General features: G+C 66.8%; 23 protein-coding genes. 5 read left to right on the plus strand and 18 right to left on the minus strand.

Annotation, left to right across the window (positions count from 1 at the left end; all coding sequences use genetic code 11):
- Positions 1-32: 32 nt before the first annotated feature.
- From KI794_RS10050 to KI794_RS10060, 3 genes are all read right to left on the minus strand, one after another.
- Positions 33-818 (minus strand): transporter substrate-binding domain-containing protein, encoded by a 786-nt coding sequence (locus KI794_RS10050; RefSeq protein ID WP_119284150.1) that lies wholly within the window; start codon positions 816-818, stop codon positions 33-35.
- A 113-nt stretch (positions 819-931) separates the two neighbouring features.
- Complete coding sequence (locus tag KI794_RS10055; protein ID WP_119284151.1) at positions 932-2,227, minus strand: aminotransferase family protein; 1,296 nt, start codon at positions 2,225-2,227, stop codon at positions 932-934.
- A gap of 289 nt (positions 2,228-2,516) precedes the next feature.
- Positions 2,517-2,840, minus strand: coding sequence for a DUF2469 domain-containing protein (locus tag KI794_RS10060; protein WP_119284152.1), 324 nt, complete (start codon positions 2,838-2,840; stop codon positions 2,517-2,519).
- An 86-nt stretch (positions 2,841-2,926) separates the two neighbouring features.
- Between KI794_RS10060 and KI794_RS10065 the strand changes: the two genes are divergently transcribed.
- Genes KI794_RS10065 through KI794_RS10075 form a run of 3 tightly spaced genes read left to right on the plus strand, consistent with a single transcriptional unit; the run spans position 2,927 to position 8,478 of the window.
- Positions 2,927-3,595: a hypothetical protein gene (locus tag KI794_RS10065; protein ID WP_255808010.1), complete on the plus strand. Its 669-nt coding sequence runs from the start codon at positions 2,927-2,929 to the stop codon at positions 3,593-3,595.
- Between the two features lies 1 nt (position 3,596).
- Entirely contained in the window at positions 3,597-5,057 is a 1,461-nt protein-coding gene (locus KI794_RS10070) for a DNA polymerase Y family protein (protein ID WP_255808011.1), read from the plus strand.
- On the plus strand, positions 5,050-8,478 hold the full coding sequence (locus tag KI794_RS10075; RefSeq protein ID WP_255808012.1) for an error-prone DNA polymerase: 3,429 nt from the start codon (positions 5,050-5,052) through the stop codon (positions 8,476-8,478). Before KI794_RS10070 ends, KI794_RS10075 begins: the two co-directional genes overlap by 8 nt.
- Before the next feature lie 51 nt (positions 8,479-8,529).
- On the opposite strand, the gene KI794_RS10080 is transcribed toward KI794_RS10075, so the two are convergent.
- Genes KI794_RS10080 through KI794_RS10125 form a run of 10 tightly spaced genes read right to left on the minus strand, consistent with a single transcriptional unit; the run spans position 8,530 to position 18,624 of the window.
- Positions 8,530-9,984: an aldehyde dehydrogenase family protein gene (locus KI794_RS10080; protein WP_119284322.1), complete on the minus strand. Its 1,455-nt coding sequence runs from the start codon at positions 9,982-9,984 to the stop codon at positions 8,530-8,532.
- A gap of 2 nt (positions 9,985-9,986) precedes the next feature.
- On the minus strand, positions 9,987-10,775 hold the full coding sequence (locus KI794_RS10085) for a sugar isomerase domain-containing protein (RefSeq protein ID WP_119284155.1): 789 nt from the start codon (positions 10,773-10,775) through the stop codon (positions 9,987-9,989).
- Between the two features lie 38 nt (positions 10,776-10,813).
- Positions 10,814-11,551, minus strand: coding sequence for a nucleoside phosphorylase (locus KI794_RS10090; RefSeq protein ID WP_119284156.1), 738 nt, complete (start codon positions 11,549-11,551; stop codon positions 10,814-10,816).
- A 51-nt stretch (positions 11,552-11,602) separates the two neighbouring features.
- Positions 11,603-12,562 carry a carbohydrate kinase family protein gene (locus tag KI794_RS10095; RefSeq protein WP_119284157.1) on the minus strand — a complete coding sequence of 320 codons (960 nt, stop codon included), beginning with the start codon at positions 12,560-12,562 and terminating at the stop codon, positions 11,603-11,605.
- Positions 12,559-13,125, minus strand: coding sequence for a cysteine hydrolase family protein (locus KI794_RS10100; RefSeq protein WP_255808013.1), 567 nt, complete (start codon positions 13,123-13,125; stop codon positions 12,559-12,561). Before KI794_RS10100 ends, KI794_RS10095 begins: the two co-directional genes overlap by 4 nt.
- Before the next feature lie 19 nt (positions 13,126-13,144).
- A complete protein-coding gene (locus KI794_RS10105) occupies positions 13,145-14,047 on the minus strand; it encodes an ABC transporter permease (protein ID WP_119284159.1) in 903 nt (300 codons plus the stop codon).
- On the minus strand, positions 14,044-15,174 hold the full coding sequence (locus KI794_RS10110; RefSeq protein WP_255808014.1) for an ABC transporter permease: 1,131 nt from the start codon (positions 15,172-15,174) through the stop codon (positions 14,044-14,046). The genes KI794_RS10105 and KI794_RS10110 overlap by 4 nt, the downstream gene beginning before the upstream one ends.
- Positions 15,171-16,760: an ABC transporter ATP-binding protein gene (locus KI794_RS10115; RefSeq protein WP_255808015.1), complete on the minus strand. Its 1,590-nt coding sequence runs from the start codon at positions 16,758-16,760 to the stop codon at positions 15,171-15,173. Before KI794_RS10115 ends, KI794_RS10110 begins: the two co-directional genes overlap by 4 nt.
- A gap of 33 nt (positions 16,761-16,793) precedes the next feature.
- Positions 16,794-17,858 carry a BMP family lipoprotein gene (locus KI794_RS10120; RefSeq protein WP_119284161.1) on the minus strand — a complete coding sequence of 355 codons (1,065 nt, stop codon included), beginning with the start codon at positions 17,856-17,858 and terminating at the stop codon, positions 16,794-16,796.
- Positions 17,782-18,624 carry a GntR family transcriptional regulator gene (locus KI794_RS10125; protein ID WP_119284162.1) on the minus strand — a complete coding sequence of 281 codons (843 nt, stop codon included), beginning with the start codon at positions 18,622-18,624 and terminating at the stop codon, positions 17,782-17,784. The genes KI794_RS10120 and KI794_RS10125 overlap by 77 nt, the downstream gene beginning before the upstream one ends.
- A gap of 165 nt (positions 18,625-18,789) precedes the next feature.
- On the opposite strand from KI794_RS10125, the gene KI794_RS10130 reads away from it, so the two are divergent.
- On the plus strand, positions 18,790-20,112 hold the full coding sequence (locus KI794_RS10130) for a nicotinate phosphoribosyltransferase (protein ID WP_119284163.1): 1,323 nt from the start codon (positions 18,790-18,792) through the stop codon (positions 20,110-20,112).
- A 294-nt stretch (positions 20,113-20,406) separates the two neighbouring features.
- Here the strand turns inward: KI794_RS10130 and KI794_RS10135 are convergent, their stop codons facing one another.
- The 4 genes from KI794_RS10135 to KI794_RS10150 are packed head-to-tail and all read right to left on the minus strand — an operon-like array spanning position 20,407 to position 24,727.
- Positions 20,407-20,679 carry a DUF3039 domain-containing protein gene (locus KI794_RS10135; RefSeq protein ID WP_119284164.1) on the minus strand — a complete coding sequence of 91 codons (273 nt, stop codon included), beginning with the start codon at positions 20,677-20,679 and terminating at the stop codon, positions 20,407-20,409.
- Between the two features lie 45 nt (positions 20,680-20,724).
- Complete coding sequence (locus KI794_RS10140) at positions 20,725-22,296, minus strand: hypothetical protein (RefSeq protein ID WP_255808016.1); 1,572 nt, start codon at positions 22,294-22,296, stop codon at positions 20,725-20,727.
- Positions 22,266-23,441: an ABC transporter ATP-binding protein gene (locus KI794_RS10145; protein WP_255808017.1), complete on the minus strand. Its 1,176-nt coding sequence runs from the start codon at positions 23,439-23,441 to the stop codon at positions 22,266-22,268. Before KI794_RS10145 ends, KI794_RS10140 begins: the two co-directional genes overlap by 31 nt.
- A 47-nt stretch (positions 23,442-23,488) precedes the next feature.
- Positions 23,489-24,727 carry a CDP-glycerol glycerophosphotransferase family protein gene (locus KI794_RS10150; RefSeq protein WP_119284167.1) on the minus strand — a complete coding sequence of 413 codons (1,239 nt, stop codon included), beginning with the start codon at positions 24,725-24,727 and terminating at the stop codon, positions 23,489-23,491.
- A 62-nt stretch (positions 24,728-24,789) separates the two neighbouring features.
- Here KI794_RS10150 and KI794_RS10155 point away from each other — a divergent pair, with 62 nt between their 5' ends.
- Positions 24,790-25,845: a glycosyltransferase family 2 protein gene (locus KI794_RS10155; protein ID WP_255808018.1), complete on the plus strand. Its 1,056-nt coding sequence runs from the start codon at positions 24,790-24,792 to the stop codon at positions 25,843-25,845.
- Between the two features lie 60 nt (positions 25,846-25,905).
- On the opposite strand, the gene KI794_RS10160 is transcribed toward KI794_RS10155, so the two are convergent.
- Positions 25,906-26,727: a M23 family metallopeptidase gene (locus tag KI794_RS10160; RefSeq protein ID WP_255808019.1), complete on the minus strand. Its 822-nt coding sequence runs from the start codon at positions 26,725-26,727 to the stop codon at positions 25,906-25,908.
- Between the last annotated feature and the right edge of the window lie 25 nt (positions 26,728-26,752).

Genomic DNA, 26,752 nt, shown 5'->3' on the forward strand with positions numbered 1-26,752 from the left:
TTTGCTCTCTGTTCGTGACTAGCGTGATGGGGTTAGCGAATGTCCGCGCCGAACCACTTCGTGCTGATCTCCTCGTAGGTACCGTCTTGCTGCATGTCAGCGAGCGCATCGTTGACTGCCTTGAGCAGATTCTCTTGGTTCTTGTCGACAGCGATACCAGCGGCGGGGTTGCTGATTCGATCACCGACAGTGACGATGTTGTAGCCGCGAGCTGAGACGATTGCGAGCCCGACCGGACCATCGGTGATGACGCCGTCGATACGACCGTTCGACAGATCCTCCATCGCGAGCTGATCAGACTTGTAGGTCGTGACCTGTGCGCCACGCTCGAGCGCCATGTCTTCGAACGTAGTGCCGAGGGTCACTCCGATATTGAGCCCGGCGAGGTCGTCGGTACTCGCGATAGTGTTCCCCTCTGGCGCGAAGACCTGCGTGCCCGTGTGGTAGTACGGGTCGCTGAAGTCGACCTTCTGTGCGCGCTCGTCCGTAATGGTGAGACTTGAAATCACGATCTCGTACTTGCCAGCGTTGAGGCCGCCGATGATGCTGTCCCATGGGGTCGGCACGAACTCGGCTTTCGCGTCAAGCCGCCCAGCGATCGCGTTGCTGATGTCAACATCGAATCCAACGAGTTCGTTACTTGAATCGAACGAGTTAAACGGTGGGTAGGCGCCTTCAATGCCGACCCGCAGCGTGCCACTGGATTCGACCCGGTCAAGGGCATCTTTGCTGCCGCCGGAGCTGCAGCCCGCGAGCAGTGCCGCAGCAGAGATCATGCCGACGAGGCCGAGGATCTTGGTTTTCTTGTTCAGGAACATACTTCGTTTCTCCTTTGATGCGTCTGTAGGTTCAGGCGGTGTGCGGTAAAAGTGGCGCGCCACATGACCGGGCACGGGTAGCCCCGCGCACGAATGGCGGCTGGTTGTGATGGCTAGTCGGTGTGAGCTCGCAGCGCTCTGTCGAGCCGAGAGAGCAGCTCTGCGATCTCCTCGGGTGTGGCAGTGAGCGGCGGGGCAACGAGCAGGTGCGGCACGACGGTAGTGTTTCCTTTACTGTCCGCACGCGTTGAAGCACCGGGGTAGAGCACGAGCCCCCGCGCCATCGCTTCTCGGTTGAGTGCGTTCGCCCCGCCACAGGAGGTGAGTGCGGGCGAGAGTTCGAGCGCGAGCAATAGCCCCGCTCCTCGGACCTCGGTAACAACCTCTGGGTAACGCGCCGCGGTTTCCTCGAGCCCCGAACGCAGCTCCGCACCCCGCAGGGCGACGTTTGCGAGCACGTCATGTTCCGAGTAGAACCGCAGTGCGGCTGCGGCAGCAGCGGCGGCAACAGGGTGACCACTGTAGGTGTACCCGTGGTGGAATACACCACCCGAGTCGCGTATTTCCTGCACGATGGGCTCGGAAACGATCACCCCCGAGAGGGGCGCGTAGCCTCCAGTGACACCTTTGCCGAAGGTCATGAGGTCGGGAACGATTCCCGAGCGCTCAACGGCGAAATTCGTGCCACAGCGCCCGAAGCCCGTCATCACTTCATCGGCGATCAGCACGATACCGTGTGCGCGGCAGGTCTCTGCGATCCTGCGCAGCGCCTCATGCTCGGGTTCGAACGCGCCGAGCTGACTTCCAACGAATGGCTCAAGGATGAGCGCTGAGATGTTCTCTGCGCCTTCGCTACGTACGAGCTTCTCGAGCGCAATGGCCGGTGCCATCGGGTCCACACTGTCACGCCAACTCGGCAGCCTCAGACTGCGCGGGAGCATGGGGGCGTAATGCTGCCGCCGCGAAGCGTCTCCTCCAACCGCGAGCGCCCCGAGTGTATTGCCGTGGTAGTTATCCCACATACCGATGACCAGGTGGCGGCTGCCCTCGCCACGACTCAGGTGGTACTGGCGCGCGAGCTTAAACGCTGATTCGTTTGCCTCGGATCCCCCGCTAGCAAAGAACACGCGAGTCAATCCTTCTGGCGCGAGGCTTTGGATACGTGCCGCAGCGTCACGGAGTGCTGCGGTCTCGAACCGGAGCGTGTGCGCGAATCCCACCCGCAACGCCTGCTCATGCATGGCGTCAGCGATCTCGGTAATCCCATGGCCGAGATTTGCGGCCACGGCGCCCGAGCTTCCGTCGAGGTATTCCGTACCGTCTTCAGCGTAGAGGTAGCTTCCCTGAGCGCTCGCAATCAGCGGGTAGTCTGCGCCGAAGTCACGGTGAAAGACTGCGCTATCGCTCATGCGAAAGCCGCCTGGAGCGACGCGGTGGCTCCGCGATAGTCGTCGCTGTGGGTCATCTTCAACAACACTCCCTTGTGTTCGTTCTGAGAAACATTTTTCTCTCTGCGAACATTTTGCAACGCGCGTGAGCGATTGTCAACCCAGACGCACCCCGCGGGACAGCACACGCGACGCGGCGCAACACATTCCGGGAACACAAAACCCCGGCACCCACAAGGGGTTCCGGGGCTTTAGTGGGTAAACGTCGGCGACAGCTAGTCGACAGCCAAAGACGGCACCCAGCAGCTACCTAGTCGTCGATCGACAGCTCCTGCGGCAACTTCAGCTCGCGGGTTGAGAGCTCTTCAACGTTGACATCCTTGAACGTGAGCACGCGCACCGACTTCACGAAGCGGTCAGAACGGTACACGTCCCACACCCACACGTCACCCATGGTGAGCTCGAAGTAGAAATCGTTGCCCGCGTCGTTCCGCTTGAGGTCCACCTCGTTTGCGAGGTAGAAGCGGCGCTCGGTCTCGACTACGTATCGGAACTGACTCGCAATGTCGCGATATTCGCGAAACAGCGCCAGCTCTGCATCGCGTTCGTATTCCTCAAGATCGTCCTCATTCATCCCCTCCATCTTAGGCTGGTTCGCCGACACGCGGGCACCACAAACCTCAGCTTGACCTATTCGAACATATGTTCGAATATGGTCGCATGAGTTCCGCGGCGTCACTCCCAGATCTGCGGCAGCGCATCAGCGAGATGCAGCCGCTGCGGATCGACGAGCGCGCCCTCCCCACCGCGCACGGGTTGCGGTCGTTGCTGCCAGGTGGTGCGTTGCGCGCCGGGTCCGCCTATTCGGTGCAGGGGTCGTGGCAGCTCGCACTTTCATTCCTCGCGGAGGCGTCTCAGGGTGGAGCGTGGTGCGGCGTGCTCGGCTGCCCAGCGTTCGGCGCCGAGGCAGCAGTCTCTCTCGGCGTCGCGCTCGACCGGTGCGTCCTCATCCCTGATCCGGGCAGGCACGCACTCACCCTCGCAGGCACGCTCAGCGAGACGCTCTCAATCGTCGTCGCGCGCTTCGACAGCCGTGTCTCCCCCGCCGATATCGAGCGGCTCGGCGCCAGACTTCGCGAGCATGGTTCAGCACTCGTGGTGCTTGGCGATTGGGCGCGAAGCGAGTCTCGCCTGACTGTGCTCTCCTCGCGCTGGTCGGGGCTCGGCGCTGGGTACGGCGCGCTTACGACTCGGGAGCTAACTGTGCAGTCCGAGGATCGCCGGGGCACCAGACGCCACGCTGTCAGGTTTGAACGGGGGTGCCTGGCGAGCGACCGCGTTCCCGCGCAGCTTTCCACCCCTCATAGCCGAGCGCTCAGGGCGGTGTGACATGCCCCCCGAACGCGTCATCACGCTGCACTTCGTCGAGTGGCCGCGCGAGGACACCAAATCTGGCCGTTCGTCCGCGGCAGCTGAGACCACCGAAGCGCCGCCTGACTTCGCGCCGGTCTTCGCGAAGCTCACCGAGCTTGTGCCCGCGATCGAGGAGCTTCGCCCGGGGCTCGTAGCGATGCGGGCGCGTGGCCCTGTGCGCTATTACGGCGGTGAGCGCGCGGTAGCGAACGCGCTACTCGAGTTCGCGCGCGCGGAGGGACTCGGGCGGGCGCGAGTCGGTATCGCCGATGGCAGGTTCGCGGCGGAGTTAGCGGCGAGCGCGGATCCGGATCCGGCTGACTGCATTCGAATCGTCGAGCCTGGCGGCGCGGCCGCGTTTCTCAGCGACCTGCCTGTGGGGTGCGCGACTGATGAGAAGCTCGGGCAGCTGCTGCCAGGCCTCGGCATCTACACGCTCGGCGCGTTCGCCGCGCTCCCAGAGGACGCGGTACGTGCGCGATTTGGCCCAGGCGGTGTGCTTGCGCACAGGCACGCGCGCGGTGAGGACGGCGAGCGTGGCGAGCCTGTCCGGGCGCAGCAGGCGGCTCGAGATTTCGCGCTCTCACTCGACTTCGAGCCGCCCATCGCCGGCACGGAGCAGCTCACGTTCGCCTGCAGCTCGCTCGTTGAACGCTTCATCGGCGCGCTCACCGAGGAGCGGCTCGTGTGTACCTCGCTGCGGGTGACGCTCACCGACGACATCGGGATCCGGCACGAGCGCGACTGGGCGCACCCGAGGTTCTTCTCCCCGCAGGACGCGCTGGCGAGGCTGCGCTGGCAGTCTGAGAGCCTCGTGGCGGGGTTCAGCGGATCCGATGAGCGCGGCGCGGGCGCAGGGATCGCGACGGTGAGGATCGCCCCCGTACGAACCGACAGGATCGCCTCGCACGAACCCGGGCTCTGGACGAGCGGGCCGGACGAGCGCGTGCACCACCATTTGAGCCGGGCGCAGGGACTCCTCGGCCCCGGCGGGGTCGGCACGGTGTCGCTCGACGGCGGCAGGCTGCTGCTCGAGCGGCAGCAGTTTACGCACTGGGGTTCCGCGCCGAAACGCGACCGAGCGCCCGGGCCGTGGCCGGGCGCCCTTTCCGCGCCGCACCCGACGCTCGTGTTCTCCCCGCCGTTGCGGGCCCGGCTGCTCGACGAGGCAGGCACCGTTGTCGGCGTCGACGCTGAGGACCTGCTCGCGGCCACGCCGTACGCGCTGCGCGTTGAAGGGCACCGGTCGCCGGGGGCTGTGCGAGGCTGGTCGAAGCCGTGGCCGATCCGCGAGCACTGGTGGGATGGGAGGCCGGAGCGGTTCAGGCTGCAGCTCGAGCTCGATACGGGCGACAGCTGGCTGCTGCTCGCCCGCGTACGCCCTGGCGAGTCAGACGGGGAGACGACGACCTGGTTCGCGGAGGGCAAGTATGACTAGCCCCACCCGCGCGTCCGACGCCCCACAGTACGCGGAGCTCCACGCGCACTCGCACTACAGCTTCCTCGACGGCGCTTCGTCTCCCGAGCAGCTTGTCACCGAGGCGCAGCGCCTCGGCCTTGTGGGGCTCGCGATCACCGATCACGATGGCTTCTACGGGGCGCCAAGGTTCGCCGAGGCTGCGCTGCAGACCCCCGATTTCCTCACGGTGTACGGGGCGGAGCTCACGCTCGGGCTGGAGGCCCCGCAGCTCGGCGCGGCCGACCCGGCGGGAGATCATCTTCTCGTGCTCGCGCGCGGCACCGCCGGCTATCACAGGCTCGCCTCCGCGATCACGGAGGGCCAGCTCGCTGGGGGCGAGAAGGGGCGTCCCGTCTACAACATCGAGGAGCTCGCGGCCGCCGGCGAGGGCGAGTGGGTGGTGCTCACCGGGTGCCGCAAAGGCGAAGTTCGGCGCGCGCTTGAGCGCAACGGTCGAGCGGCGGCGGGAGTGGCGCTCGAGCGGCTCACGTCGCTGTTCGGGCGCGACAACGTCTACGTCGAGCTCACGCACCACGGGCATCCCGGCGACGACGCCCGCAACGCTGCGCTCGCCGAACTCGCCGCTCTTGCAGGCGTTCCGACGCTCGCGACTGGTGCCGTGCACGCCGCGACCAGGCCGGCGACACGCACCGCGGAGGCGATGGCTGCGGTGCGGGCCAGGCGCAGCCTCGCGGAGCTCGATCCGCACCTGCCCGCTGCTGGCGTCGCGCACCTTCGGAGCGCCGAGGCCATGCTCCGCCACTTCCCCAACCATCCTGACGCCGTCACTCGAACTGTGCCGCTTGCGAGGGAGCTCGCGTTCTCGCTCAGGGAGGCGACGCCGCGGCTCCCGAAACTCGACCTCCCCGAGGGACACACCCAGATGAGCTGGCTGCGGGAGCTCGTCTGGCAGGGATCCGTCGAGCGTTACGGCGCTGACCAGGACACCCTCGACGCCCCGCGGCGCGAACGCATCGAACGCGAGCTCGACGTGATCGAACAACTCGACTTTCCCGGCTACTTCCTCATCGTGCACGACATTGTGCGGGAGGCGCGCTCCCGCGGGATCCTGTGCCAGGGGCGCGGGTCCGCGGCGAACTCGGCGATCTGTTACCTACTGAAGGTCACCTCGGTCGATTCGATCTTCTACGGCCTTCCCTTCGAGCGTTTCCTCTCGAGCCTGCGTGAGGAAGAGCCAGACATCGACGTCGACTTCGACTCCGAGCGGCGCGAGGAGATGATCCAGTACGTCTACGAGAAATACGGGAGGCGCAACGCTGCACAGGTCGCGAACGTCATCACCTACCGCCCAAAGGCGGCGATCCGAGACGCCGCGAAGGCGCTCGGATACAGCGTCGCCGAGCAGCGTGCGTGGACGCGCAGCATCAGCCACCACGACGCGTTCCCCGCCGAGCAGTCGAGCGCTGATGCGGGGGCGGGAGCAGAGGATCCTCCGGCGAACGCCCGCGAGCGTTCCCGCCGGAGACCCCGCGCGGCCGCGGTTGACGACGCGCACTCGCCGTACGCCGCGATCCCAGAGCCGGTGCTGCGGCTCGCGAACGAGTTCAAGGGCGCGCCGAGGCACCTCGGCATCCACTCGGGCGGCATGGTGCTCACCGAGCGTCCCGTCGGCGAGGTCTGCCCGATCGAGCACGCGCGCATGGAGAAGCGCACCGTGCTGCAGTGGGACAAAGACGACTGCGCGGCGATGCGGCTCGTGAAGTTCGACCTGCTCGGCCTCGGCATGCTGAGCGCGATCGACAAGACGCTACGCATGGTCGCGGCGGCGACTGGCGAGGAATGGACGTTCGATTCAATCCCGAAAGAAGAGGCAGCGGTCTACGACATGCTGTGCCGGGGCGATGCGATCGGCGTGTTCCAGGTCGAGAGCCGCGCGCAGCTGAACACGCTCCCCCGGCTGCGCCCGCGAAGCTTCTACGATCTCGTGATCGAGATCGCGCTCATTCGTCCCGGTCCCATCCAGGGGGGCGCCGTGCACCCGTATCTGCGCAGGCGAGCCGGCAAGGAGGAGATCACCTATTCGCATCCGAGCCTCGAGCCTGTGCTCGCTCGGACGCTCGGGATACCGCTCTTTCAGGAGCAGCTCATGCAGATCGCCACGACAGTCGGCGGGTGCACCGGCGAGGACGCCGACCTGCTCAGGCGCTCGATGGGGTCCAAGCGAGGCAAGGAACGAATGGATTCGCTCCGCGAGAAGATCTTCGCCGGGATGCGCGCAAACGGGATCGACGGCGAACAGGCGCAGCTCGTGTACACGCAGCTCGAATCGTTCGCCGACTTCGGGTTCGCGGAAAGCCACTCGATCAGCTTTGCGCTCATCGTCTACGTCAGCTCGTGGATCAAGCTGCACTACCCCGCGGTGTTCCTCGCCGGGCTGCTGCAGTCGCAGCCGATGGGCTTCTACTCGCCGCGCAGCCTCGCCGAAGATGCGAAACGGCACGGCGTTGTGGTGCGCCCGCCTGACGTGCAGTTCTCCGCTGTGCACGCGGGCGTCGAGCCGATCCCGTTGGACGCCAGGGCGGGGTCCAGGCCGGGCCCTGAATCCGTCGCTGGCGTCGCCCCCTCGCGGCTCGCGCCCACCGGGCTGCCTGAGTGCGCGGCGGGCGATCACCCGCCCGTCGGGCCGTTCGACGAGACCGCCCCTGACACGAGCGGCAAGCACCGCAGGGACGGGCGGTTCGCGGCCAGGCTCGGGCTCTCCGAGGTGCGCGGGATCGGCGTAAAGATCGCCGAGCGGATCGTGGCGGCGCGCGCCGCCGGGCCGTTCGCGGACCTCGCGGATCTCGCCAGGCGTGCGGACCTCGACCGCGAGCAGCTCGAGGCGCTCGCGTCGTCGGGGGCATGCGCAGGGCTTGGGCTCTCACGACGCGACGCGCTGTGGGGCGCCGGGCCTGCCGCCGACAACCGGGATCGGTATCTGCCGGGCATCGCCGTTCACGTACAGCCGCCGCTGCTTCCCGTGCTGACCGAGGCCGAGCAGACCTCGCTCGACCTGTGGACGACGGGGGTGGCGACCGGAACGCACCCGCTCGCGCTACTGCGAGGCTCACTCGATGCGCGCGGCATCATCCGCTCCGACCTCGCCCGGGGGTCGCAAAACGGCTCAACTGTCGAGGTCGCCGGCCTCGTCACCCACAGGCAGCGGCCGGGCACAGCCGCCGGCGTGACCTTTCTCACGCTTGAAGATGAGAGCGGCACCGTCAACATCGTCGTGTGGGCGAAGGTGTGGCAGGCACATCGGCTCGTCGCGCAGTCGGCGCCCGCGATGATCGTTCGCGGCGTCGCCGACAGATCGCCCGAGGGTGTCTTCAACGTCATCGCGCACGGATTCGAGCCGCTTCCGGCCCCGCAGGCTATCGCGTCACGCGACTTCCGGTAGCGCTCGCGGCGGGCCCTGCCTTGGCCGCGAGCGCTCCCCGAGAGTCGCCCGTTAGCCGTTCCGTCTGCGGATACGGATGTGACGCTGCTGCATCATGCCCTGCAGCCCCTCGGGCCCGAGCTCACGCCCGAAGCCCGACATCTTCCAGCCCCCGAAGGGGGCTTGGAGCTCGGAAACATCGTTGACGTTCACTCCGACGCCACCAGCGTGCAGCCCCTCGGCAACGCCCCAGGCGCGGTCGAGGTCATCGCCGAAGACGTAGGCGGCGAGACCGTAATCTCCGCGGTTCGCGAGTTCGACGACGTCGTCCGATGCGCCGAAGCGGTGCACGGCGACAAGCGGACCGAAGCTCTCCTCGTGCATCACAAGCGCGTCGACCGGTACACGATCGAGCACCGTCGGCTCAAAGAACATCGAGGCGTCGAGCCCGTCGCGCACCACAGCGTTCTTGCCGCCAGCACCGAGCACAGCGCCCCGAGCAACTGCCTCGTCAATGTGCTTGCGGGTCTTCTCAATTACTGCGGGCGTCGTGACTGGGCCACCGGTCACCCCTGCGTCGACGCCGTGGCCAAGCGTGATCGCGCGTGCTTCGGCAGCGACCGCCTCAGCGAACTCGTCGGCGATGCTGTCGGCAACGTAGATGCGGTTCACGGCGATGCAGATCTGGCCGGCGTTCGAGAACGAGCGGCGCGCGGCACCCGCCGCTGCCTCGGCAATGTTCGCGTCGTCGAGCACGATGAACGGAGAGTGGCCGCCGAGTTCGAGGGTGACGCGCTTCATCGTGGCCGCGGCCGAGCGCATGATGGCCTGGCCGGTCGCCGTGGATGCGGTCGCGGTGATCGCGGCGACGTCGGGGTGCTCCGACAGCCGCGATCCCGCCTCGAGCGCTCCGGGCAGGTCCGAGAGCACGCCCTCGGGGAGGCCCGCGTCGAGGAAGCACCGCACGAACTCCGCGATCGCGAGCGGCGCCTCGACGGGCGGCTTCACGACCACCGAGTTGCCGGCGGCGAGCGCCGGGCCGATCTTCCACGCGTAGAGGTCGACCGGGTAGTTCCAGGGCACGATCGCGGCGACGACGCCGAGCGGCTCCCAGGTGACGAGCGAGCGAATGTCCTTCCGCGCGGTCGGGCGCATCGATCCCCACACTCGTCGCCCCTGCTCCGCGTAGTAGCGGATCACCTGGGCGCCGAAGGAGATCTCCTTGACGCTGTCGGGGACGGGTTTGCCCTGCTCGCGGGTGAGCAGTTCGGCGATCGTCGGGGTGCGTTCGTCGACGAGTGCGGCGGCGCGGATGAGGATCTCGGCGCGCTCGTCGGCGGTGAGCAGGTTCCAGCGGGTGAACCCCTCCTGCGCGGCGACGACCGCCCGGTCGACGTCGGCGGCGTTCGCGACCGCGCTCGTTCCGACAAGCTCGCCGGTGGCGGGGTCGCGCACCTCAATGCGGTCGCCGCTCAGGGATGGCGTCCAGTCCCCGCCGATGCAGAGATCGCGGTCGAGACTCGCCACGGTCACTTCACCTCCGGCGCGGAGAACTCGCGCGAGCGGAGACGGCGCCACAGCTCCGCGTAGTTGCGGTCGTTCTGCTGGTGCGCGAGCTTCGTGCGGTTCGAGTTCGTGTTCACCATGATCATCGGGGTCTCGCCGCGCGCGACGAGCGCCGCCGAGGTGGACGCGTTGATCGCGTGGCCGACGGCGACCGCGATCGATGTCGACGTTGGTCCAACGGGGAACTCAAGACCGTCGATGTACTGTGAGGCGTCCTCGAGCGGGATGCCCGTGTCGATGACGACGTCTGCGATCTCGAAGAGCCGGTGCCCGCTCGAGTGGCGACTCTCGACCTGTGAGGAGTGCGGCACCGAGGTGACTGCAATCACCTTCAGTCCGCGCTCCTTGAATTCGACGGCCATGTCGAGGATCACGGCGTTGATGCCCGAGTGCGAGAACAGGATGAGCGAGTCGCCCTCCTTGATCTGGTGCGAGCGGAGGATCGCGTTGCCGTACCCCTCGCGCGTGTGCAGGAAGCGGTACTGGGCGGTGCCCTGGTCGCCGAGTACGTGATGCATCAGCGCAATCGAGCTTTCAACAATCGGACGGAAGCCTGTCACGCCGCCGGTGCGTGGGAACATTTCGAGGGCTGCAAAGCCACCGTGGCCGGTGCCGAAGGTGAATACGAGGCCGTCGTTCTGGATGGTGTCGGCGCAGATCTCTGCGGCCTGCTTGATCGCCTCGTCCTGCGTGTCACGAACGCCGGCAAGCTTGGCGATGACGTCGTCGAAGTATCCGCGTGCAATACTCATGTGTTTTCCTCTTTCGTGTGTGGTTCTTGTAGCGGCGATCACTCGGCGACGAGCGCTTCGAGGCCAGCCTGCAGCAGGTCGAGCTCGGCCTGGCGCCGATCCTCGCCGTCGAGCTTTGCGAAGTTGTCGCCTGCGACGCTCGCAAGGCAGAGCGACGCGGCCGCGATGCCGCGGGCGCGGGCGACGACGAACACCGCGCTCGTCTCCATGTCGGTGCCGACGATGTGTTGCGCGCGGCGTCGCTCGACGAGCTCCGCCTGGCCTGCGGGGTTGTCGCGCCGCATGAGCTCCGTGTAGAAGCCGTCGGCGGACTCGTAGATCCCGGTGACGACGGTGCGCCCGGTCGCTCGGGCCGCCTGCTCCGCTTTCGCGGTGAGCTCGAAGTCGGGCACCGCTGGGTACTCGAGCGGAAGGTAACCTGCGGAGGTGCCCTCGCCGCGGGTGGCGCCGTGCGCGACGACGAGCGACCCGAGCTGGGTGTCGCTGGCGGTCATCACGGTGCCGAGCCGCAGCACGCGCTTCACGCCGATGTAGGAGAGTTCCTCGACGACGACCGCGGCGATCGGCGCGCCCATTCCGAACGCGCTGATCGTGATCCGGCGCCCCTTGTACGTGCCCGTCGCGGTCGTGAGTCCGCGATCCTCGTTCAGCAGGACGGCGTCTTCGAGCAGTTCAGTCGCGAGGAGCACGCGGCCCCGGTCCCCGACGATGATGGCGTCTTCGCCGACCTGGTCGGGTGTGCAGTGGATGTACCAGGCTTCTCGTGTTGCAGTCATTGCTTCTCTCATTCGTGTTGTGGTCTGTGTGGTGAGCGCGGTGTCGCGCGCTCAACGCCCCAGGTCGGTGGCGCGGGCTCTGAGCATGGCCGCGGTCGCTGCTGCGGCCGCGGCGATGTGCTCGAGCATGGGGTGCGGGTCGGTGTCGTGAGCGCGGTCGCGAGCGCGAATGGGGTCGGCTGCGATGCGGGCGGCGAGCGTCCCTGAGAACGTGTCCCCCGCGCCGGTCGTGTCGACGCCGGCCACCGGCTCGGCGGGTACGGACCCGATGGGCTCGATCGTCGCGTTCGCGGTCACTCGGCGCAGTTCGGCGCCACGCGAGCCCCGTGTCACGATGATGTCGGTGCCGGGCCTGGCCGCTGCCGCGATTCCCGCGAGGTAGCCACTCTCGCCCTCGCTCAGCGTGATGACGTCGGCGCGGGCGGCGAGCGCTGTTGCGAGGTCGCCGCTGAGCGAGTCGGGATCCTGCTTGAGGATCCAGCAGAGCGTCGCGTCGGGGCGGATCGCGTCGAGCAGTTCCCGCGTGGCATGCTCCGGGCCGATCGTGACGACGACCGCATCGGCTGCGGCCGCGAGCCGCCGTTGCTCGCTCGTCAATGCGCCGTCGTGGCAGTCTCCCGGGTCGAACAGGCAGATCGTGCCGTCGCCCTCGGGGTAGAGGAGGAACGATGTCGGGCTGCGCGTCCCACGCGTGGCGATGCCACCGCATCCGGCGCCGCCGCGTTCGACGGCGTCGATCCACGCGGCTCCGTCAGGGTCCTGTCCGACCCAGGACAGCGCTTCGACGCGCACGCTCGACCCGACGACGGCCGTGCCCTTGCCGCTCGGGTCGGGCGCTCGCGGTGCGGCCGCTGCGCGGGTGACGTGCGCGACGCCGCCGTATCGCGGCCATTCGTCAGCGCGGCCAAGCACCGTCGTTGTCGCGTCTGTCCCACGAAACGGCGCGAGCTGCATGGCGAAGTCGACACTGGCATAGCCGGTGACGAGCAGGAGCGGGGCGACGGCCGTCACAGCAGATCCTTCGCCTCGGCGAGGGAGCCGACCCGCCCGAAGTACCGGTCGATATCCTCGAGGCTTGCTTCCGCGAGATGAGGTCGGTTCGAGTTCGTTGCCTCGCGTGGCACGAACACGTCGAAGCCGCCGGCGAACGCGTCCTGTACCGTCGCGCGGATGCACACGTTCGTCTTCACGCCCGCGACGATGACGCGTTCGATTCCCTGCTCGCGCAGGACGAGGTCAAGGTCCGTCGCGTAGAACCCGGAGTAGCGCCGCTTCGGCACGACGATCTCGTTCGCGCGCTCCACGGGCTCGAACCCCGAGAAGTACGCGGCGTCGTGCTCCCCGTCTTGGTGGTGTCGCGGCAACTTCGCGAACTCGAAGTCGGCGAGCCCACGGTAGTGGCGTTCGACCGAGTGGACGAGCAGCGCGTCGCGCTCGCGAGCGGTGTCGCGCAGCTCAGCGAGCGCGGGCAGCGTGTCCTCGACATCGGGGTAGTAGTTCGGTTGCCCCGCCTCGTAGAACGAGTTGATGACGTCGACGAGCAGCAGTGCTGTCTTCGGGTGGTGTGTGTTCACTAGAGTTCCTGTCGGTGGATCAGACGGCGACACGGCTGCTGCGACGAAGCGTCGTGAAACCGGTCCAAGCGAGCACCGCAACGACGGCGATGTACGGCAGGGTCTGGATAAGGTCGGTCGGGAATTCGCTGTTCGTCTGCAGCCGCACCTGGAGGGCGTCGAAGAACGAGAACAGCAGGCATGCGAGCGCCGTCGGGAGCGGGCGCGAACGGCCGAAATAGAAAGCCGCGAGTGCAACGAATCCGCGCCCGGCAATCATGTTCTCGTTGAACAGGCCGCTCACGCCGAGTGCGAGCGCCACTCCTCCGAGGCCCGCGAGGAGGCCCGCAATCGAGCCGGCGAGGTCGCGGATGCCGAGCGTTCTGACCCCGAGCGAGGCCGTCGCGAATTCGTTCGCCCCGGTCGCGCGCGTCCGGATCCCCCACCGCGTGTTCGCAAATACCCAGGCGAGCACCGGCACGAGCACGACGGCGAGCCAGAACAGCACGTCCTTTCCGCTCAGGATCGCGCCGAGCACGGGAACGTCAGCGAGCCCGGGAATCGTGATGCGCGGGATGCGGGGCTGCTCGGGGAACCGCAGCGTCCCCGAGACGCCGTACACGCTCCGCAAGACGAACCCGACGATGCCGAGCACAACAATGTTGAAGCCAAGCCCGACGATGATCTCGTTCGCGGCGAGCCGCGTGATGACCAGGCTCATGATCAGGCCGGCGACGGCGCCAGCCGCGCCCCCGACGAGTACGCCGACGACCCAGTTACCGGTCGCGGCGCTCGACAGGATGCCGGCGAAAGCGCCAACGAGCATCTGGCCTTCGAGACCGATGTTCACGACGCCGGCGCGCCGGTGTACTGCGCCGCCGAGCGCGGCAAGCACGATCGGAACTGCGAGCAGCAGCGTCGAGTTGATGATGCTGTCGATCATGCCGACACCTCCGTCTGGTTCCGTTTCGCCTTTCGACCGCGCAAGAGCCGCGGAATCGCGAACTGCGCAACGGCGAGCATCATGATCGTGCCCTGCAGGATGCTAATGAGTTGGATCGGAATGTTCACGAAGAGCTGGACGGTCGCCCCGGCAGCCGCGAGTGCGCCGAACGCAACGGCGCCGATGACCACGCCAACGGGGTTGAATCGGGCAAGCAGGGCAATCGCGATGCCGGTGAAGCCGAAGCTTGCTGAGAACCCGACCGAGAACCGGTGCACGACGCCAAGCGCGTGCACTGCGCCGCCGAGACCGCCGATCGCACCCGAGATGAGCATCGCGCTCATCAGCACCGTGCGCACCCGCAGCCCCTGCGCCAGCGAGAACCGCGCGGTCTTCCCGACCGCGTCGAACTCGAAGCCGAGCTGACTGCGCTTGATCCAGAAGCCGTAGAAGACGACGAGCGCGATCGCGAGCACGAACCCTGCGTTGAGCTGTCCGGGAGGAGCGAGCAGGGGAAGCTCCGCCGACCCTGCGACGTACTCCGTAGCCGAGTTCGCCTGCCCCGGCGCCAAGAAGTATGACTGCACGAGCCAGGCCGTGACTCCGGTGACAATGAAGTTGAACATAAGCGTCGAGACGACTTCGTCAACGCCGAGCCAGGTACGCAGGATCGCAGGAACCAACGCAACGGCGATTCCCGCAAGCATGCCAGCAACGAGGCAGGCGGTTATGGCGAGCATTGGCGGGAGGGCTCCGACGCTCACTCCGACGACGGCCGCGGCGAGCCCGGCGAACCCGAAGCTCCCCTCGACTCCGACGTTGAAGACGCCGCCCCGGAACGCGATCGCTGCCGCCAGCCCAGTGAAGAGCAGCGGCGTCGCCGCGGTCAGCGTCGCGTTGATCCTCGCGGCATCGCCGAACGCCTCTTGCACGAGCATGCCGTAGATCTCGAGCGGGTTTGCGCCGCCCAGGATGAGGGCGACCGCTCCAACCGCGAGCGCGATCACGACGGGGACTGCGATCCGCCAAGCGGATTCTCCCGCGGCCCGCCACGAGAAACGCTTCGGGACGGGGACAGGAACGTAGCTGGTGTGCGCGCCGGTCTCAGGCGCCTGCTGGTGTGTCACGCGGTCTCCCCGTCCTCGTGCTGCCCGCCGGAGCGAGCATCGTTCTCTTCCGCCATGCCGAGCATGAGCTTGCCGAGCACGACGCGGTCAGCGTCTCGCCCGAGCTCGCCGACGACGCGCCCCTGGTGCAGCACCAGGATGCGGTCGGCGAGCGCCTGAATCTCGTCGAGCTCCTCGCTGAACAGCACGACAGCGCTGCCCGCATCGCGTGCCTGACGCAACTGCTCGTGGATGAACGCGATACCGCGAATGTCGACGCCACGCGTCGGCTGGCTCGCGACGAGCACCTCCGGCCGGTCGCGAAGCTCGCGCGCGATCACGACGCGCTGTTGGTTGCCGCCTGACAAACTCGAGATCGGATCATTCTCGGAACCGTAGCGCACAGCACCCGTCGTGAGCACCGAGCTGATGGCCGCCTTCACGCGTGCGGGCGAGAACCAGCCGCCGCGAGTGAGCGCGGTGAGTGACGGCGACGCGATCGCGTTATCGGCGATCGACAGATCGAGCGCGAGGCCCTCGTGCTTGCGGTCGGCGCTCACATACCCGAACCCCGCCTTGCGCCGGGCCCGCACGGACGTCCGGGTCACGTTCGTTCCGCGAAGCGCGACGGAGCCCGCAGCGAGCCGCCGCAGGCCGATGAGCACCTCGGCGAGCTCGTCCTGGCCATTGCCGGACACGGCGGCCACGCCGAGAATCTCGCCCGCGCGGACCTCGAGGTCGACCCCGGAAAGTCGCTCGATCCCGCGGTCGTCTGTCGCCTTCAGTCCGCTGCATGCGAGGACGACCTCGCGCGGCGTCCCTGGGGTCCCGGCGTCCGAGGGCGCGGCTTCGCCGCCCATGATGAGCGTGGCGAGGCCCTCGATCGTCGCATCGGCCCGCGAGATCGCGGGCTCGGTGATCCCGGCGCGCAGCACCGTTATCTCGTCCGCGACGCGCAGCACCTCGCCGAGCTTGTGGCTGATGAAGATGACAGTCTTGCCATCGGCAACGAGCCGCCTGAGCAGATCAAGCAGCTGCGCCGCCTGGACCGGCGCGAGCACTGCCGTCGGCTCGTCGAGGATGAGCAGGTCGGCCCCACGCCCAATAAGCCGCAGAATCTCGACCTGCTGCTGAATGGCGATCGGAGCGTGGGCGGCTTGCAGATCCCAGTTGATGTCGGTGCCGACGGACTCAGCGAGCACCTCTGCCTCGCGGCGAGCGCGCGCCCAATCGATGCGCCCGGCCGACATCGGCTCGCTGCCGAGCACGAGATTCTCGAGGAGCGTCAGGTCGGGGACGATCGCGAGTTCCTGCTGCACGAGTCCAATGCCGCGTCGAATGGCGTCCCGCGCACTCGAAAGCCGCACTGGTTCGCCGTCGATGAGGATCGTGCCCTCATCGGGCCTGTCGAGGCCATAGAGCATTTTCATGAGGGTGCTCTTGCCCGCGCCGTTCTCGCCGATGACGGCGAGCACCTGCCCCCTGTGCGCGGCGAGCGAGACGTTTCGATTCGCTCGGACCGGGCCGAAGGATCGTGCGATCCCCCGCGCCTCGATCCGGGGTGGCGGAGCGGCGTCGCTGCCCGCCACCCGGATGTCGTGTTCCATCAGTTCCAGACTTCCCTGTCGGATGCGTGTTGGTTAGTTCCCCTGGAAGTAGTCGGGGTAGCCGTCGGTGACGACGTTCCAGACCTGAATATCTCCAGCAATGATGCCGGCCTTGAGTTCCTCGACCTTCGCGATTGCTTCGGGAGCGATCGCGTCCTTCGTGAACTCGAAATCGGTCAGGCCGACGGCATCCTCCTTCAGACCGAATGTGATGGTTTTGCCGCCAGGGAACGATCCCTTCGCGTAGTCCTTCACCACGCTCTCGACGGCGAGGTCCGCACGCTTGAGCACGCTCGTAAGCACAAAGCCTGGCGCCTGATCGTCCTGGTTGTCATCGACGCCGATCGCGTAGTGGTTCGCGTCCTGTGCCGCCTGAATGACGCCGGCGCCCGTGCCGCCCGCGACGGCGTACACGATGTCAGCGCCCTGCTCGAACATTGCCTGTGCGAGCTGCTGCCCCTTCGCCGGGTCGGCGAAGTCGTTGGAGTATGCAGTGAGCACCTCAACCTCGGGGTCCACTGCCTTCGCTCCCTCGATGAAGCCGACAAGGAACTTGTCGATGCCGACGCTTGATGCGCCACCGATCACGCCGAGCTTCTTATCTGCGTTGATCTTCGGGTCGCTCGTGTTCGTCGTCTGCATCGCGGCGAGCGCGCCAGCGAGATACGAGCCTTCTTGCTCTTGGAAGAGCACCGAGGCGACGTTGTCGCCGGCGGACTCTGCGTTGAAGATCACCCAGTCGCTCTCAGGGAAGTCCGCGGCGACTTTGCCGATCATCTCGTTGTGTGAAAACTCGAGGTCGACAACCAGGTTGATCCCTGCCTGTCCGGCGCGGCGCAGCAACTGCTCGCCCTGGCCGACGATGTCGTCTGACTCGATCGTGCTCGGGGTGAGACCCGTATCTGCCACCGCCCGCTTGAACCCCTCGTTTGCGAGGTCGTTGTAGGACTGGTCGCCGAGGCCGCCCTGCGCGACAACGAGGGCAACCTTGTCCCCGCTGCCTCCCGTCGCGGGTCCTCCGTTACTCGGCGCGCACGCCGTCAGGGCGATGAGCGTAGCCGCCGCCGGTGCGAAGAGCAGTGCTCGAGTTCGATTCATGAGATCCTCCATTGGATGGGTTGTTGAGTGTGACGCGGTAGAGATAGTGGGTACCGAGGTAGCGTGCACGCACGTGCTCGAGGAGTTGCCCCGAGGTGCCGCGCGAGTGGCGATCCACCTCGATGAGCGCGATGCCAGGCTCGACGCCGAGCTGCTCGGCTTCAGCGGCGTCCGCGTTGATTGCGCGGAGCGTTTCCTCCCCCGCCGAGAGCTCGAGACCGGCCGTGCGAAGCGTGCCGTAGAACGAGAAGCCGGGCTGCGCCGCGACCGACTCGGTGATGCCAACCTTGTGCGCGACGTGCGCGGGAATGATGAGGCGCTGCAACCCGACCGGGGTTCCCCCGACGCTTCTGGCGCGCTCGATGACGACGATGTCGACGTCGTCGGGGAACGCCGAGGCGGGTCGACCCGGGGCGTTCGCCGCGTACTCCGCGTAGTCGAGCAGGGTGCTGCCGGGCCGCAGCCCGAGGCTGTCGACGTGCTCACTGAAGCTCGTGAGCTCAGGAAGGCTGCGCTCCATCGGCCGCGACCGCACGAAGGTGCCCTTACCCTGGTGGCGGGAAACGAGGCCACGGTCGACGAGCATCTCAAAGGCCTTGAGGATTGTGGCACGCGACAGGTTGTTTTCCGCCGCAAGCGTCGGTTCGCTTGGCAGCTTGGTGCCCGGTTCGAGCTTGTCGTTGATGATGTGAGCTTCAAGCGCATTCGCAAGTTGCACGTACAGCGGGAGCGCGCCGCGCGCACTGTCGAGTTCAAACAGCATCATTGCCTCCTCGTCGTCTTCGTCGTGAATCGGAAGTTATCCGGTTGTCCGGTCAAGTATATGGTTTGCGAGCCGCGGCGCAAATAGCGCGCGAAAACTCCCAGGTTTGGGCACCGGTTTCTCGCGATTGTCGGGGTCGGCGCTCACAAACCTCGCTAAGCTGGCGAAGTGGACACCTCTACTGCTTTGCTCACCGATCACTACGAGCTGACTATGGTCGACGCCGCACTGAAGGCTGGTACCGCGAACCGAAACAGCGTCTTCGAACTCTTCGCGCGCAGGCTCTCGGGCGCACGGCGATACGGGGTTGTCGCCGGAACCGGCAGGCTCCTCGAAGCGATCACGAACTTCCGCTTCGGTGACGCCGAACTCGACTTCCTCCGCGCAAACAACGTCGTGAGCGCCGAGACCATCGACTGGCTAGCGAACTACCGCTTCACCGGAGACATCTGGGGCTACCCGGAGGGCGAGGTGTTCTTCCCTGGCTCCCCGCTCATCACGGTCGAGGCAAGCTTCGCTGAGGGCGTCATCCTTGAGACGCTCGCGCTCAGCATCATGAACTACGACTCAGCTGTCGCAACCGCGGCATCCCGCATGGTCTACGCGGCGAACGGAAAGCCGCTCGCCGAGATGGGCTCGCGCCGCACCAGCGAGCGGAGCGCCGTCGCCGCTGCACGCGCCGCCTACATTGCGGGCTTCAGCGCCACCTCGAACCTTGAGGCTGGCCGCAGCTACGGGATCCCAACGATGGGCACCGCAGCACACTCGTTCACGCTGCTCCACGATTCCGAGCGCGAAGCTTTTGAGGCACAGATCGCGGCGTTCGGCCCCGACACCACACTGCTCGTCGACACCTACGACACCGAGCAGGGTGTCCGCACTGCCGTTGAGGTTGCCGGGACCGGTCTCGGCGCTGTGCGCATCGACTCGGGAGACCTGCCTGTCGTTGTCGTCGAGGTTCGAGAACTGCTCGACTCGCTCGGCGCCACGAACACGCGCATCACCGTCACGAACGACCTCGACGAGCACACAGTCGCGGCACTCGCGGCCTCACCAGTGGACTCGTTCGGCGTCGGCACCTCGGTCGTTGTCGGCTCGGGCAGCCCCACCATGGGCATGGTCTACAAGCTCGTCGCACGCGAGGACGACAACGGCGAGTGGGTCTCGGTCGCGAAGAAGAGCACCGACAAGGCCTCGGTCGGGGGCCGCAAGAGCGTGCGCCGGCTGCACAACGCACGCGGCGCGGCGCGCGCAGAACTCATCTACCTCGGCGACGGCCCGGGTGGCGAACCCGAGGGCGCAGAGGTCGCGGACTCGAGTCGTGAGGTGCTCGAGCATCTCGTGATCGGCGGCGAGATCCAGCCCCAGTACATCGGCACCGACGGCATTGAACTTGCGAGGGAGCGGCACCGCACCAGCGTGGCAGAGCTCCCCCGCGTCGCGATGAGCCTCACCCGCGGCGACCCAGCGATCCCCACTGAGTACCGCTAGACACGGCACCTCAGATCAGGCCCTGGCTGGGTATCGCCCTGGCCAGGGCCTGGGCGCGCCCGGCTAGCTACAGCCAGCCAACAGCCAGTAGACCTTGGATCTGGGTTACAAATGCCCCAGACCTCCCAGACACGCATATGCACTGCAGATCACAGGGCGCGGGAGCGACCAAACCACAGAGGGTGGGAGTGAGACCAGATCACAAAGCCTGTGGGTGACCAGACACAGGAGCCGGAGTGATCAGACACACCGCATCCGAATCACGGACACAGCGAAGCGTCGCGGCAGGTACGCCTATTTCTTCATCCGTTCGTAGACCTTCTTGCAATCGGGGCAGACTGGAAAACGCTCGGGGTCGCGCGACGGCGTCCACTTCTTGCCGCACAGCGCGCGGACAGGCTTGCCCGTAACCGCAGACTCGACGATCTTGTCTTTCGGAACGTAGTGCGAGAACCGCTCGTGATCGCCGTCCTCGATCTGCGAATCCTCGAGCAGCTTTTCAAGCTCGCGGTCCATAACGTCGAGGCCGCCGCCGGTGTCAGGAGTGTCGCGCGTGAAGATACCCATACGTGCATTCTACCCGCTGGCAGCGTCAGCGAGCTGACGAGTTCGCTAATCGAAGATCTGGGTGACGGCGAGGATCTCTGGGCCCTGCCTATCGAAAATGCGTCCGCCGATTGAGACACCAGCGAGCAGCACGATGAACCCGAACCCGACGCCGAAGAGCAGCGCGAAGATATTTCCCGTAAATGACGGGTCGGAGATCGCCGCCGCAGAGATCCAGACCGGCGCGACAGACAGGACAAGCGCGACGACCATTGACACTGTCTGGGAGGTGCCCGATCCTGAGCCCGACCACTGCGGCTGCACGAACGGGCTGTCGCCTGGACGCGTCGCCGGGTACGGCATGAGCGCAGAGAAAACGCTCGCGACGCCGGTCGCGATCAGGAGAACCCCAACGTTCATGCCGATCACGGCAGGAAGCACTCGCCAGTCCCCCATGAAGGTGACAGTGAGGCTCGAGCCGATCACCGCAACGGGCACGCCAAACATGAGTGCAGGGGCAAGCCTGCCCGCACGGTCGGCCCAGCCCCTGATGCCGCTTGCGACGTGTTCCCAAATCGCTGTGGAATCCATCGCGATGTCGTTGTGCTGCGACCATCCGAGCAGCAGCATAAAGATTGGCAGCGGCAGCGCCGCGGCCAGCGCGACGTCGGCGCCTGCGATGAGGAACGCGGCGACAACGGCGATCGGGGCGATCGGCAGGGCAATAAGTGCAATGCGGTAGCGCGGATCACGCTGCCAGTAGGTCAGTTGCCGCGCGGCAATCACTGAAGCCGGCTTCGCCGGGAAGCGCTCGAACCAACCGAGGCCTCGGCGGGCGCTCAGGATGTCGCGGGGGCGCTCAATCGAGGTGAGCGACTTCGCCACGATGCCAAACCATGCGATCGCGAGCACGATGATCGTGCCTGCAAGCACGCCGAGGCGAAGTGTCGCTGTCGCGTCGTCACCGCCAACGGTGTCGCCAATCGCCGCAAACGCGGCGCCGAAGGGCGTCCAGCCGAGCACGCCAGCAGCGTCGACGAGCACCTGATTTGTGTCCGAGCGCAGGCTCTCCGCGATGACGAAGACAAGCAGCGGCAGCACGGCAATGCACAGGATCCCGCCAGTGAGGCGCAGGCCCCCGGCATACCGGTCACCAATCACGAGCTGCGAGAGGCCCGATCCGAAGCGCACCGCGACAATCGCGAGCAGCGCGGCGAGCACGAGGGCGACGGGGCCGATCCAGCCCGCGGCGTGCCACTCGGGGCGCGCAAACCAGAGCGCGACAAGCCAGACGAGCATCACCAATGCCGGCCACGACACGATCGTTGTGACAAGCATCGACAGCGCGACCGACCCCGACTTCGCGGGGAACTGGCCAAACTGCCGTGGTACGAGGTTTCGTCGGCTGTCGAACAGTGGCACGAGCAGTGCGAGTGCAAGTACGACCGCACCGATTGTCACGTCAAGAACGTCGCGGATCCCACCTGGTTCGGTGAGCCAAGCGATCACAAAGGGGGCGACCGCAGAAGCGCCGAGGCAGAGGGCGAGCAGCAGTGCGACGCGTGCGGCGCGAACAAATGAGCCGCGGAACAGGCCCCCGGCGAGCGCTACTCGGAGTCGGAAGAGCCGTGCAACCACTGCAGCCCCTTCTTCGACTCGTCGATGCCAGTGAGCGCCCGGAATCGATCCTCGAGGCTCACGCCGTCACGCACCGCGTCGACCGTGCCCTGCGCGATGACAGAGCCGTCGACGATGATGACGACGTGGTCACAAACTCGCTGAATCAGTTCGAGACTGTGGCTTGACATCACGACGCTACCGCCACCAGCGACGTACTTCTCGAGGATGTCTGTCACGTTGGCTGCCGAGACGGGATCGATCGCTTCGAACGGCTCGTCAAGCACGAGCACTTCGGGTGCATGAATCATGGAGCAGGCGAGCGCGATCTTCTTCTGCATGCCTGCCGAGTAGTCAGAGACGAGCCTGTCGAGCGCTGACTCGAGGCCGAAAGCCTCGGCAAGCTCGGCGCTCCGCTTCGCAACCTCAGCCTCGGCGACTCCGTGCAGGACGCCCGAGTAGTACAGCAGCTGGCCACCAGTCAGGCGGTCAAACAGTCGCAGGCGGTCGGGCAGCGTTCCGATGAGGCGCTTCGCCGCCGCTCCGTCTGCCCACACGTCGACGTCGCCGACGGAGACACGGCCGGAGCTCGGCCGCAGCAGGCCACTGATCATTGACAGCGTCGTCGTCTTACCGGCGCCGTTCGGGCCAACAACACCCGTGAGTGAGCCGGCATGCACCTCGAACGAGACCTCGTTCGCGGCGACAGTCGAGCCGTACACCTTTGTCAGCATCTCGGTGCGCAGCACGACCGGGTTCTGCTCGGCGACGCGGCCGCGCTCTCGCGCACGGACTACCGAGGGCGTCGGCACTTCAATGCGGTTGCGCGCGGGCGCCTCGGCTGTCGCGCTCGGGTCAGCTGAACGGGTCCGCCGGGCGCGAGGCGCGGCGGCGGACGGCTCTGCCCCGACCGCGCTGCCTGCTGAGGCGGCAGCGGCAGCCTTGTCGACAGCGGAAGCCTCATCGACAGCGGGAACCGGTCGCACAGACACAGGCGCCGGGGCAGCCGACTCCTCAGCACCAGCACTCGGCACGTCTGCGCCAGCACTCGGCATGTCTGCGAACGATGGCAGCGCGTCAGCCTGGGTCTTGGCGGGGGTTTCTGCAGCGCCGACCCCTACGTCCGGCAGTGCATCAGACGACGAAGGCGGGGTTTCTGGCAGCACCCAACTAACCTACCAAACGAATCAGGCTCTGTGAGCCCGTTGCCACACTACTTTGAGGTTTCGGAGGCCCGCAGGCGTTCCGCGTCCGCGCGGGACAGCAGCGTTTCGATCGCCTCACCAAATCGTCGCGTCGGCGAGCCTGGCGTCGTGTCACCAAAGTAGCGCGTCGACCACTCTCCGAGCCGCTCGCGGGCGCCCTCGTCACTGATTACCCGATCGAGCACTGCCACAATGTTGTCGGCGTCGGCGGCGTCGAGCCATTCGCAGACGCTCAAATAGCCCCCCTCGTCGACCTCGGCTTCCTCGGACACCGGGCGCGTCACCATGAGCGGTCGGCCAGTCGCGAGCCTGTCGTAGACCATTGCCGAGATATCGCAGATCGCGACGTCGGGGGCGCGCAGCTGCCAGCCGAGTACTGGCGACTCGTCGTAGACATGTTGAGCGGAAGGATCAGCGGCGTTCGCCTCAGCAAGCATCGCGATGATCCGCTCGTTTGCGGCTCCGAATTCGGGGCTCACAACGCCTGAGCGGGGGTGCGGGCGGTAGACGACTCGGTGGCGTCCTGTGGCGAGCAGCTGCGTGACGAGCCTCTCACCGTGCGTGACAACGGAGCCGTAGCTAGCCGCCGGCCGGTCCCCTTCCCACGTCGGTGCGTAGAACACGACGGTTCGATCGTCTGGCGTGTAGGCGGGCTCACCGCCAAGGTGGTCTGCCTGGGGACGGCCGATCGGCACAGTCCGCGCCTCGACGTCGTACTGCCAGAGCGCCTTGGACAGGCGGGCGCGCGCAGCGTCACCAGCAACAAAGGCGTAGTCGTACGTCTTGTACTGGTTGCTCGTCATGTACATCTTGTCGCTCTCACCGTGGTTGATGAAAACGTGCCAGCGTTCGCCGTATCGCATCATCTGGAAGTTGCGAGTGTTCTGGTTGACGTACAACACGACGTCGAGCTGCTGGGTCGCGATGAAGTTCTCAATGCTCGTGACCTTTGGCACGTATGCCACGTCGAGGCCACTTTCGCGCATGAGCTGGAGCGCACCTGCCGCGTTGCGCGCGAGAATTACGACGGGTCTGGTCTTCGACAGCTCCTGTAGTGGCGCGTACCACTGCCGCATCTGGTAGATGTTGACGTCGCTGTCGGCGAAGTAGACGCCAACACGGTAGCGCTGTTCGGGCAGCGGGCCGCGCTCGTCGAGAAGCCCCTTGAGTTCGAAGTAGGCGCGGCGTCCCTTCAGGACACGCTTGGCGAGCTTCACGGCGCGTTTGCTGTCCTTCATAATCTGCATCCCACCAGAATAGCCCGCCCCGACTCAGGCCGAGCCGCAGCCCGCTGTGGGAAGATCGACGGGTGGTTGATTCCCCCGGTCTACTCCTCCCTCCCCTGCCAGACGTGCCAGCGGTGAGCTACGTGATGCCTGTGCTGAACGAGGAAGGATTTCTCGAGCGCGCGGTGCACACGATCCTGAACCAGGATTACGCTGGCGACAAGGAGATCGTGCTCGCGCTCGGCCCATCTCGTGACGCAAGCGACGAGATCGCGTCGCGGATCGCGGCAGCGGATCCTCGCGTCCGCCTCGTCGCGAACCCCGAACGTGATATCCCGGCCGGGCTCAACCACGCGATCCGCGCGAGCTCCCATCCAGTCGTGATCCGGGTCGACGCGCACTCTGAGCTCACGCCCGACTACACGCGCCGCGGGGTCGCGGCCCTTCAGGAGACTGGCGCAGCGAACGTGGGTGGGATCATGCGAGCGGCAGGAACGTCCGCCGTGCAGCGCGCGATCGCGCGCGGCTACAACAGCCCGTTCGGTCTCGGCGGCGGGGCATACCACGGCGACGGCACCCCGGGGCCTGCGGAGTCCGCGTACCTCGGCATTTTCCGACGCGAGGCAATTGACGCCGTCGGCGGCTACGACCCCGGGATCCTACGCGGCGAGGATTGGGAGCTGAATCTCCGCATCCGGCGTGCGGGTTTCACTGTGTGGTTCGAACCCGCGCTCGGCGTGACCTACTGGCCGCGCGCCAGTTTCGGTGATCTCGCCAAGCAGTTCTTCGCGACGGGTACGTGGCGGGCGGTGCTCGTGCGCAAGTATGGACGTGCGAACCCGTGGAGATTCTTCGCGCCCGGGGTGCTCGTGATCTCGCTCGCCGTGTCACTCGTCGTGCTCGCGCTCCAGCTCGCCGGCGCACTGCCGTGGGGCTGGTGGTCGCTCGGCTGGGCACCGCTCGCTTTCTACGCGCTCGCCATCTGCTTCGCGGTGTGGCGCATCCCGGATCAGCGGGGTGTGCGCGACCGACTGCTCACCGGCGCCACGCTCGTGACGATGCACACGAGCTGGGGAACCGGGTTTTTGCGCGGCGTCGTGTTCGGGGGCGGCCGCGTCGTCGACCGCTCGCGCGCGTAGCCGCGAATCGCGGTGGCGTGCGAGCGATCGACGATCAGGATCAGGATCAGCCGCCGGGCCTCACCCTCTGAGAAACGGCAGTGGGTCGATCGGCTGCCCAGCGAGCGTGAGCGCGAGGTGCAGGTGAGCACCGAACGACATGCCAGTGTTGCCGACCCTGCCAACCTGCGAACCGATCTCGACGGTCTGGCCAATGGAAAGGTCATGCGACGCATCCTCCATATGGCAGTAACGACTCGTTAGCTCTTGTCCGTCGACGCTGTGCTGTAGCTTTGCCGAGAAGCCGCAGCCGTCACTTGCCCAGCCCGCCTCGACGACGACTCCAGTAGCGACGGCGAGCACTGGCGTGCCACCGGGCGCCGCGATGTCTTGCGCGTCGTGGAACCCCTCGACCGGCGCACTCCGATACCCGAAGCCATCAGTGAGGGGCCACTCGCGGTCAAACGGGAGCCTCACCCCGGAGCTGGGGAGGCCTCCGGCCGCGAGCTGCCCGACTGCGATCTGCCCGACGCTTGGCCGCGCACCGACCCCGGGCGCTGCGGCCTCTCTCGGCTCCGGTTGCGGTTCCTCTTCAATACGCACGCTGCCAACCGCGTCAAGCACCGATTTCGCTTCGGGCACGTCGGCACCTGGCAGCAGTTGAGCGGTGGCGGCTGGCGCGTTCGTGCCCTCGTCGCTCGGTAGCCGGCTGACCGTTGGAACGAGCGCGGGGAACATCGCTGCCCCAAACATTAGCGTGGCGCTTGCGAGCGCGACGCTCGCGGCGAGCGTCCGCCGAACCGTTCGTCGCCGCCGCCCCGGGCGCGGAACTGGCGCCGCCGCGCGGGGCCGTGGCGTGAGGTAGGCAGTCGGACCCCGCTCGGGCAATCGCGCAGGCTGCATTATGCTCGCACCTCCCGTCGCGCTC

The sequence above is a fragment of the Leucobacter aridicollis genome, from assembly GCF_024399335.1.
GTDB lineage: Bacteria > Actinomycetota > Actinomycetes > Actinomycetales > Microbacteriaceae > Leucobacter > Leucobacter aridicollis_A.